5 protein-coding genes are annotated in these 2,815 nt (G+C 70.5%); 3 read left to right on the top strand and 2 right to left on the bottom strand.

What is annotated here, in order from left to right; genetic code table 11:
- Nucleotides 1–196 (top strand): hypothetical protein (locus tag DQW85_RS08110; protein WP_205314964.1); only part of this gene is annotated, 196 nt, incomplete at its 5' end.
- A 94-nt stretch (nt 197–290) separates the two neighbouring features.
- On the top strand, nt 291–800 hold the full coding sequence (locus DQW85_RS08115) for a lytic polysaccharide monooxygenase auxiliary activity family 9 protein (protein WP_113699754.1): 510 nt from the start codon (nt 291–293) through the stop codon (nt 798–800).
- 222 nt (nt 801–1,022) lie between these two features.
- Here the strand turns inward: DQW85_RS08115 and DQW85_RS08120 are convergent, their stop codons facing one another.
- Nucleotides 1,023–1,640: a TetR family transcriptional regulator gene (locus DQW85_RS08120; RefSeq protein ID WP_113699756.1), complete on the bottom strand. Its 618-nt coding sequence runs from the start codon at nt 1,638–1,640 to the stop codon at nt 1,023–1,025.
- Between the two features lie 94 nt (nt 1,641–1,734).
- Here DQW85_RS08120 and DQW85_RS08125 point away from each other — a divergent pair, with 94 nt between their 5' ends.
- Nucleotides 1,735–2,562: an SDR family NAD(P)-dependent oxidoreductase gene (locus DQW85_RS08125; RefSeq protein ID WP_113699755.1), complete on the top strand. Its 828-nt coding sequence runs from the start codon at nt 1,735–1,737 to the stop codon at nt 2,560–2,562.
- 94 nt (nt 2,563–2,656) lie between these two features.
- On the opposite strand, the gene DQW85_RS08130 is transcribed toward DQW85_RS08125, so the two are convergent.
- The gene (locus DQW85_RS08130; RefSeq protein WP_240197016.1) at nt 2,657–2,815 is read right to left on the bottom strand and encodes a glycoside hydrolase family 19 protein; all 159 of its coding nucleotides are present in this window, start codon (nt 2,813–2,815) and stop codon (nt 2,657–2,659) included.

Raw genomic sequence — 2,815 nt, forward strand, 5'->3', positions numbered from 1 at the left:
CGCCCCCCAGGCGGCGGAGGCGGGCGCGGCGCTGTGGCGGGAGCGCGCCGCCGCCGACGGATCCCTCGCCGCCGCCGACGGATCCCTCTCCGACGTGGACACGGCCCGGCTCTTCGCCGGCCTCAGCGCCCGGCTGCGAGCCGTCCATGAGGCGGAGACCGCCGCGATCGCCAGGCTCGCGGCGCTCACCGGCTGAGCTTGCCTGCCGGGCCCTGTCTTGACGTTCCGGTTTACCGTTAGGAAACTTTACTTTACATTTGGGGTAACCCCCCAAATGTAAGGAGCACCACATGCGAAGGACGCTGAGGTTACTCGCCACGGCAGTGATCGCCATCGCTGCCACGATGTTCGTCGCCCAGCCGGCGCAGGCCCACGGCTACGTCAACTCGCCACCCAGCCGCCAGGCGTTCTGCGCCCGCGGCCAGGTGCCCAACTGCGGCGAGATCATCTACGAGCCGCAGAGCGTGGAAGGGCCCAAGGGCCTGCGCAACTGCCACGGCAACGTCGGGCGCTTCGCCCAGCTCAGCGACGAGAGCAAGCCCTGGCCCGTCACGTCGGTCGGCAGGACGGTCACCTTCCGGTGGACGTTCACCGCCCGGCACCGCACCAGCAACTACGAGTACTTCGTCGGCGGGACCCGGGTCGCCTCGTTCAGCGGCAACAACCAGCAACCGCCCGAGACCGTCTCCCACACCGTGAACCTCGGCAACCGCACCGGCCGGCAGAAGGTCCTGGCCATCTGGAACATCGCCGACACGGCCAACGCCTTCTACGCCTGCATCGACCTGCGCGTCAGCTAGTCGACATCGGCGTGAGGGCATAGCCACGGAGACAGGGCCAGGGTGCCGTCCGGCCCCCTGGCCCGCTCCCCGGGCCTGCGGCGACCACGGCGAGCCGATCATGAACGCGCACACCGCCCTCGACGCGCTCGCGGACGCATGCCCCGGGCTCAGCGCCCCCTCGATGCGTGCGCCTCCCGGGACGGCCGGTGGGAGGCAGCACGGCGAAACCCCTGAACGCCCCTATGACCGCCGGGGGTCCGGCGCGCTTGGGCGCACTGCCGCGACTGCCGAGAGGACCAGCTCTTCCAGCGACCTACTGCCGTTGCTCCGCGTCCACGCCTCGCCGGCGATGTCCAGGCACGCGAGCATGCAGGCGACGATCGCGTCGGCGCGCAGGTCGTCCTCGTCGTCCGGCGCGACGCCGAGGCGGCGGCGGATCTCTGGGGTGAGCAGCGCCTGCCACTGGAGGTGTTTCTCGATGCTGCGGGCGCGCAGTGACGGCGTCTCGTAGAGCATCTTGGAGATCTTCAACATGGTCGCGTCGTCCTGGCCGAGCCGCGGGGCGTCGCGCAACGCGTTGAGCAGGGCGGTCCACGCGTCCTCGTCGGCGGGCCGGGCCTCCAGCTCCTTGCGGATCAGCTCGCCTTGCGCGGCGAGGTCGCCCAGCACGATGTCCTCCTTCGTGCCGAAGTAGCGGAAGAAGGAGCGCCGGGAGATGCCGGCCGCCGCGGCGATGTCGTCGATCGTGGTCGCCTCGAACCCGCGCGACAGGAACAGCTCCATCGCGGTCCGAGCGACCTCGGCGTGGACCGCCTGGCGGGTGCGGGTCCAGAGCTTCTGGTCAGGCGTGGTCGGCATGCCCACACCTTAGCACCTCAGTGACTGATTGACACTCAGTGCCAGACAGGCGTACGGTGACACGGTCCTCACGAACCGGACCCCTGGAGGAGCCATGACACCCGTGGACTACCGCGGTCAGACCACCCTCATCACCGGTGCCAGCGCGGGCCTCGGGGCCGAGTTCGCCCGGCAGCTCGCCGGACGCGGTTCCAACGTCGTGCTCGTCGCCCGGCGGCTGGGCCGGCTGGAGCGGCTCGCGGACGAACTCGAAACGGCGTACGGGATCACCGCGACCCCTGTCGCCATGGACCTGGTCACCCCCGGCGTCGCAGCGGCGCTCGACGCCGCCCTGACCGAGCGCGGCCTCACGATCACCAGCCTGATCAACAACGCCGGCTTCGCCACCAACACCGCCTTCCACCGAGAAGACCCGCAGCGGCTGAGCGCCGAGATCGCCGTCAACGTCACCAGCCTCGTCGACCTCAGCCGCGGCTTCATCGAACGGCTGCGCGCCCGCGGCGGCGGAGTGCTCGTCAACGTCGCGAGCATGGCGGCCTACCAGCCCACCCCGACCATGGCCGTCTACGGCGCGACCAAGGCGTTCGTGCTCAGCTTCACCGAGGCGCTCTGGTACGAGTCGCGCGGCACGGGGCTGCGCGTGATGGCGCTGTCGCCAGGCGCCACCGAGACCGGGTTCTTCGACGTCGCCGGCGCCCAGGCCGACGGCGGCACCGACCGGATGCGCCCGGACGAGGTCGTCAGGATCGCTCTGAAGGCCCTCGACCAGCGCACCCCGCCACCCAGCGTGATCACGGGCACGAGGAACCGCCTGATGGCACACGCGGGCCGGCTGGTCGGCCGCCGCCGGATGACCATGACGATCGGCTCGATGATGGACCGGGCCGGAGCAGGGCCGACGAGAACGGGCGGGACTCCGTGAGTCCGGAAGCCCCGCCCGTTCGTGACGTCTCGAACCGTCAGCTCAACTCAACCACCCGGCGGACTTCGACACAGGTCCTGCGGGAGGTTCCGGGTCAGCAGCTGAGCTTGTCGCCCGGGGTGGTGCCGAGGATCTGGACGAATCGCTGGTAGGCGTTGACGCGGCTCTGCACCTGTGCGGGGTTGCGGCCGCCGCATTCGAGGGCGCCGTTGATGCTGCGGATGGTCTCGCCGAAGCCGTGGCCGTTGACCAT

The sequence above is a fragment of the Nonomuraea lactucae genome (assembly GCF_003313395.1).
In the GTDB taxonomy this organism is placed as follows: Bacteria; Actinomycetota; Actinomycetes; order Streptosporangiales; family Streptosporangiaceae; genus Nonomuraea; species Nonomuraea lactucae.

Coding starts and splice junctions, on each gene's coding strand:
- DQW85_RS08120 (WP_113699756.1), bottom strand. CDS start 1,640: ATGCCGACCACGCCTGACCAGAAGCTCTGGACCCGCACCCGCCAGGCG.
- DQW85_RS08125 (WP_113699755.1), top strand. CDS start 1,735: ATGACACCCGTGGACTACCGCGGTCAGACCACCCTCATCACCGGTGCC.
- DQW85_RS08115 (WP_113699754.1), top strand. CDS start 291: ATGCGAAGGACGCTGAGGTTACTCGCCACGGCAGTGATCGCCATCGCT.
- DQW85_RS08130 (WP_240197016.1), bottom strand. CDS start 2,815: ATGGTCAACGGCCACGGCTTCGGCGAGACCATCCGCAGCATCAACGGC.